The following is a 5,517-nucleotide window of genomic DNA, read 5'->3' on the forward strand; positions in this document are numbered from 1 at the left end:
AGGTGCGCGGCAGCGGCCTGGCCATGGGTGCGTCGCTGGACGACGCGCTGCGCGGCCTGCTGGGCCAACTGGGGCCGGACGGCTACGTGAGCGTGCAGGCCTACCTTGACCGCTTCGGCCAGGCCGAGTTGGAACGCGTCCGGCCCCTGCTGGCCGAGGCGACCGGACGGCCCGTGACGTTCGGCTGGGGCCCGCGGTTCCTGCACTCCACCGGGCAGTTCCACAAGGGCGGACCGGGCATTGGCGTCTACCTGCAGCTGACCGGCGAGGCCGCGACGGACATCCCCATCCCGGGACGCGAGTTCAGCTTCGGCGAACTCATCGATGCCCAGGCTGCCGGCGACGCCAACGTGCTGCGGGAGGGCGGCCGCCCCGTCCTGCGCCTGCATCTGGCCGACCGGGCCGCCGGCGTGCGCCAGGTGATGGACGCGGTGTCCCGACTGGCTGGAAAGCAGTAATGGCCCCTTCCGAACGACGGCGGCGTCCGGCCAACCCGCTCCGGGATCCGCGCGACCGCCGGCTCGACCGCATTGCCGGCCCCTGTTCGCTGGTGCTGTTCGGGGTCACCGGAGACCTTGCCCGCAAGAAGCTCATGCCGGCGGTCTACGACCTGGCCAATCGCGGGCTGCTGCCGCCGAGCTTCGCGCTGGTCGGTTTTGCCCGCAGGCCATGGGACGACGACGAGTTCGCGGCCCAGGTGAAGGAATCCGTGCAGCGGCATGCCCGCACCCCGTTCCGCGAGGACATCTGGACCCACCTGGCGGCGGGCATCCGGTTCGTCCAGGGTGCCTTCGACGACGAGGATGCCTTTGAGCAGCTCCGCGGCACCCTGGAAGAGCTCGACGAGCAGCGCGGGACGCAGGGCAACCACGCGTTCTACCTCTCGATTCCGCCCAAGGCCTTCGAGCAGGTGTGCAAGATGCTCTCCTCGCACGGCCTGGCCCAGGCACCCGAGGAAGCTGACGGCACACCCTGGCGGCGGGTTGTCATCGAGAAGCCCTTCGGGCATGACCTGCAGTCCGCACGCGAACTGAACAACATCGTCGAATCGGTCTTCCCGCCGGACGCGGTGTTCAGGATCGACCACTATCTGGGCAAGGAGACCGTCCAGAACATCCTGGCCCTGCGCTTCGCCAACCAGCTGTTTGAGCCGCTCTGGAACGCGAACTACGTGGACCACGTGCAGATCACCATGGCGGAAGACATCGGGATCGGCGGCCGCGCAGGCTATTACGACGGCGTCGGGGCGGCGCGCGACGTCATCCAGAACCACCTGCTCCAGCTGCTCGCCCTGACCGCCATGGAGGAACCCATTTCCTTCAACGCGGAGGACCTGCGGACGGAGAAGGAAAAGGTGCTGGCCGCCGTCAAGCTCCCCGAGGACCTGTCGGCCCATTCGGCCCGCGGCCAGTACACCGGCGGGTGGCAGGGCGGTGAGAGAGTGGCCGGCTATCTGGAGGAAGAAGGCTTCAACCCGGACTCGGTCACCGAGACCTATGCGGCGCTGCGGCTGGACATCCACACCCGCCGCTGGGCCGGCGTGCCGTTCTACCTGCGTGCCGGCAAGCGCCTGGGCCGCCGGGTCACGGAGATTGCGGTGGTGTTCAAACGCGCGCCGAACCTGCTGTTCCCCAACCACCACGAGGACGACTTCGGCCAGAACGCAGTGGTGATCCGTGTCCAGCCGGACGAAGGAGTCACCATGCGCTTCGGGTCCAAGGTGCCCGGCACGCAAATGGAGGTCCGGGACGTCACCATGGACTTCGGCTACGGGCACGCGTTCACCGAGTCCAGTCCGGAGGCCTACGAACGGCTGATCCTGGACGTATTGCTCGGCGAGCCGCCGCTGTTCCCCCGCCACCAGGAAGTCGAGCTGTCCTGGAAGATCCTGGACCCGTTCGAGGAGTACTGGGCCAACAGCCGCACCCGGCCGGAGCCCTACTCCCCCGGCAGCTGGGGACCGGCGTCGGCCGACGAGCTGCTGGCCCGCGACGGACGCACTTGGAGAAGGCCGTGATTAAAGAGCTCAAGGACACCACCACGTCGAAGGTCTCGAAGGAAATCGTGGCCATGCGGGAGCAAGGCGGCGTTGTGGCGCTGGGGCGCGTGCTGACCCTGGTCGTCGTGACCTCGCTCGGTTACGAAGAAGAGGCCATCTTCGCCGCCAATGCCGCGAGCCGGGAACATCCCTGCCGGATCATCGCCCTGGTGGATGCCGGGTCGGAGGCGGAGACCAAGCTGGATGCCCAGATCCGGGTCGGCGGCGATGCCGGAGCGGCCGAAGTGGTGGTGCTGTACGGCTACGGCCAGCTGGCAGCCGAGAGCGAGTCCCTGGTGGCCGCGCTGCTGCTGCCCGACGCCCCGATCGTGGCCTGGTGGCCGCACGGCATGCCGAAGGATGCTTCGCGCACGTCCATCGGCCGGATTGCGCACCGCCGCATCACGGATTCAGACAAGGAGCCGGACCCGCAGCAGGCGCTGTTCAGCCTGCGCGAGACCCATACCGCCGGCGACACGGACCTGGCCTGGACGCGGCTTACCAGTTGGCGCGTCCAGCTGGCCGCCGTCTTTGACCAGCTGGAACCTGCCCCGGTCACCTCGGTTGCCGTGGAGGGCGCCTCGGACTCCCCCAGCACCGTCCTCTTGGCGGCGTGGCTGACGCTGGCCCTGAACGCGCCGGTGACCATCGTGGAGGACACGGCGGGGACCGGCATCAGGGGCGTGCGCATTTCACGGACGACCGGCGACATCCAGATCCTGCGTCCCGGCCCGTCCGTGGCCGAACTGATCATGCCCGGCCTGCCGGTGCAGCGCATTACGCTGCCGCGCCGCCCGCTGGAGGAATGCCTGGCCGAGGAACTGCGCCGGCTGGACCCGGACGAAGTGTTCGGCGAGGTGCTGATTCACGGATTGCCCCGAACCAATTTGAGGAGCGTGCGCCGCAGTGACCGCTGAACCACACGTCATAGTCCACTCCGACACCGCCGCCGTCGCCGGCTCGGTGGCCCGGAGGCTGGTGGAGCGCCTGGCGGCGGCCCAGGCCGGCCGCGGCGATGCCACCGTGGTGCTCACCGGCGGCAGCCTGGGCATCAACACCTTGAAGGCGGTAGCCGCCGTCGACGCGCCCGCCGGCTTCGATTGGTCCAAGGTGAACATCTGGTGGGGCGACGAGCGGTTCGTCCCCAAGGACAGCGGGGACCGCAACGAACGGCAGGCACGCGAAGCGCTGCTGGACGCGCTCCCGCTGGACCCGGCCCGGGTGCACCCCTTCGGTGCCGCCGGCGAACACGCCGACCCGAACGCGGCGGCCGTGGCCTATTCCGCGGCGCTGCGGCAGGCCGCGGCCGAAGAGGGCACCAGCGGCCCGGTGCCGAGATTCGACGTGCTGTTGCTGGGCGTGGGGCCGGATGCGCACATCGCATCGCTGTTCCCCGAGATGGGCGGCATCCGCGAGGAAGAGCGGTCCGTGATCGGCGAGACGGATGCGCCGAAACCACCTCCGGAGCGCGTGTCCCTGACGCTCCCGACGATCAACTCCGCGGACGAGGTCTGGCTGGTGGTGGGCGGCCAGGACAAGGCCGGCGCCGTGGGACTCGCCCTCGCCGGCGCCAACCCGGTGCAGGTTCCCGCCGCCGGTGCCCGCGGGCGCAAGCGCACCGTGTGGCTGCTGGACCGGGACGCCGCGTCCAAGCTGCCCGACGCGCTGCTGTCCGCGGCCGAAAGAGGCGACGGCTGACAGCGGCTGCTCCGGGCGGCGGCCGGCCCGGCCGGTTCAACCGCTAGCGCGCCTCCCGACGCCGTCGCCGCAGCTTCTCGAGCGCCTGTTCCACCACGGCCTCCGCCTCGTCCGGGCTGCGCCGTTCCTTCGCGTACTCCAGATGGCTCTTGTAGGGCTCGTCGCTGCTGCGGGCTTCGGTGATGTACCCGCCCGGTTCCCTGGCCGCCGTCTGGCCGCAGTGCGGGCAGTCCCACGACGGCGGGATGTCGGCTTCGCTCAGATTGGCAAAGACCGGCGTGGTCTCGTGTCCCTTCGGACACCAATACGTGACGGGAACCTTGGTCACCGGAACTACCGTCCGCCCGGTCACGGCCTGCCAGCCTGCGAGCCCGGCACCCGATTCGGAGCCCACCCGGACCGCGCGGAAAGAATTCGACGGATCAACCATGTTTGCTCCCCCGCTGAGAAGAATCGATGCCCCCTGCATCGGGCACCAGTCTACGGGTCGAACAGCGAAGGGTTAAGGGGTTGGGCCAAGTCGTCGGCCCGCCGGTCCCGGACAGCGGAACCCAAGGCGGTGCCGGGCCCCGGAAGCGTCGGTCAGGATTCCGCGCTGAAACGCATCATGAGGCCCAGGCCCACGATGACCGCGCCCCAGACCAGCCCCAGGACCACCGTGAACCGGTTGAGGTTGCGCTCCGCGACGCCGGACGATCCCAGGCTGGTGGTCATGCCCCCGCCGAACATGTCGGACATGCCGCCGCCGCGCCCCTTGTGGAGCAGGATGAGCAGGGTCAGCAGCAGGCTCGTGATGCCGAGCAGGATTTGCAGCGTGATCTTCAGAGCTTCCACAGTGGCCTTTCGTCAGCTGTCGGGATATCCCAGTGGCGGGCAGACATCACTTTGTCAGCAGGTGTTGTTCGAACCTGACAATATTAGCAAATTCGCCTGCATCCAGGCTGGCGCCGCCGACCAACACGCCGTCCACGTCGCGCTCGTTCAGGATCGCGGCCGCGTTCGCCGCTTTCACGGAGCCGCCGTAGAGCAACCGCACCCCGGCCGCCACGCTGTCATCGAAGAGGACGGCCATCTCCGCACGGATGGCGGCGCACATCTCCTGGGCGTCCTCGGGGCCGGCCACTTCCCCGGTGCCGATCGCCCACACCGGCTCGTAGGCGATGACCAGCCGGGCGGCCTGACCGGCGTCCAGGCCTGCCACATCGGCCCGCAACTGATTGAGCGTGTGCTCCACGTGGTTCCCGGCCTGGCGCACCGCGAGGCCTTCGCCGACGCACAGCACAGGGGTCAGCTTGTGCCGGTAGGCCGCCTTCAGCTTCCCGTTCAGCAGCGTGTCGTCCTCGCCGTGGATCTCGCGCCGCTCGGAATGCCCAACCAGCACGTACCGGCAGCCCAGCTTGGCCAGGAACTGCCCGGAGATGTCACCGGTGTAGGCGCCGGCATCGTGCGGCGAGAGGTCCTGGGCGCCGTAGACAAGCTTCAGGTCGTCGCCATTGACCAGCGTCTGCACGCCGCGCAGGTCGGTGAACGGCGGGAACACGGCGACCTCGACCCGGGCATAGTCGTGCCGGGCATCGCTGAGCGTCCATGCCAGTTTCTGCAAGAGGGTGATGCCCTGGACATGGTCCATGTTCATCTTCCAGTTGCCGGCGATCAGCGGGGTGCGGTCGAACTTTCCGTTGGTCGAGCTGGTCACTGAGGTCTCCATCTGTCGGGGGCGCCGCGGTGGACGCCGTGCTGAGCGGTGGGGCGGGGCCGTGCGGAGGCGCCGGGCGGCGCTG

General features: G+C 69.1%; 6 protein-coding genes and 1 pseudogene. 4 read left to right on the top strand and 3 right to left on the bottom strand.

The annotated features are described in order from the left end of the window. From AC5RV2_RS14095 to pgl, 4 genes and pseudogenes are all read left to right on the top strand, one after another. Nucleotides 1–458 (top strand): annotated as a pseudogene (locus AC5RV2_RS14095) (glucose-6-phosphate isomerase); the annotation flags it as partial. Further along, complete coding sequence (gene zwf / locus AC5RV2_RS14100) at nt 458–2,017, top strand: glucose-6-phosphate dehydrogenase (RefSeq protein ID WP_494092847.1); 1,560 nt, start codon at nt 458–460, stop codon at nt 2,015–2,017. The pseudogene AC5RV2_RS14095 and the gene zwf, both read left to right, overlap by 1 nt. Nucleotides 2,018–2,070: 53 nt before the next feature. Continuing rightward, entirely contained in the window at nt 2,071–2,955 is an 885-nt protein-coding gene (locus AC5RV2_RS14105; RefSeq protein WP_494014129.1) for a glucose-6-phosphate dehydrogenase assembly protein OpcA, read from the top strand. Beyond that, nucleotides 2,945–3,736: a 6-phosphogluconolactonase gene (gene pgl / locus AC5RV2_RS14110; RefSeq protein WP_494092848.1), complete on the top strand. Its 792-nt coding sequence runs from the start codon at nt 2,945–2,947 to the stop codon at nt 3,734–3,736. The genes AC5RV2_RS14105 and pgl overlap by 11 nt, the downstream gene beginning before the upstream one ends. 43 nt (nt 3,737–3,779) lie before the next feature. On the opposite strand, the gene AC5RV2_RS14115 is transcribed toward pgl, so the two are convergent. From AC5RV2_RS14115 to tpiA, 3 genes are all read right to left on the bottom strand, one after another. Next, nucleotides 3,780–4,166 carry an RNA polymerase-binding protein RbpA gene (locus AC5RV2_RS14115; RefSeq protein WP_494092849.1) on the bottom strand — a complete coding sequence of 129 codons (387 nt, stop codon included), beginning with the start codon at nt 4,164–4,166 and terminating at the stop codon, nt 3,780–3,782. Between the two features lie 152 nt (nt 4,167–4,318). After that, nucleotides 4,319–4,570: a preprotein translocase subunit SecG gene (gene secG, locus AC5RV2_RS14120; protein WP_494092850.1), complete on the bottom strand. Its 252-nt coding sequence runs from the start codon at nt 4,568–4,570 to the stop codon at nt 4,319–4,321. 46 nt (nt 4,571–4,616) lie between these two features. Next, nucleotides 4,617–5,432: a triose-phosphate isomerase gene (gene tpiA / locus AC5RV2_RS14125; protein ID WP_494067761.1), complete on the bottom strand. Its 816-nt coding sequence runs from the start codon at nt 5,430–5,432 to the stop codon at nt 4,617–4,619. Nucleotides 5,433–5,517: the final 85 nt, after the last annotated feature.

The organism is Arthrobacter sp. Y3225116 (assembly GCF_059091245.1).

What these genes read in the sequence shown, in the direction of transcription:
- zwf (WP_494092847.1), top strand. Translation starts at nt 458, where the DNA reads ATGGCCCCTTCCGAACGACGGCGGCGTCCGGCCAACCCGCTCCGGGAT.
- AC5RV2_RS14105 (WP_494014129.1), top strand. Translation starts at nt 2,071, where the DNA reads ATGCGGGAGCAAGGCGGCGTTGTGGCGCTGGGGCGCGTGCTGACCCTG.
- AC5RV2_RS14115 (WP_494092849.1), bottom strand. Translation starts at nt 4,166, where the DNA reads ATGGTTGATCCGTCGAATTCTTTCCGCGCGGTCCGGGTGGGCTCCGAA.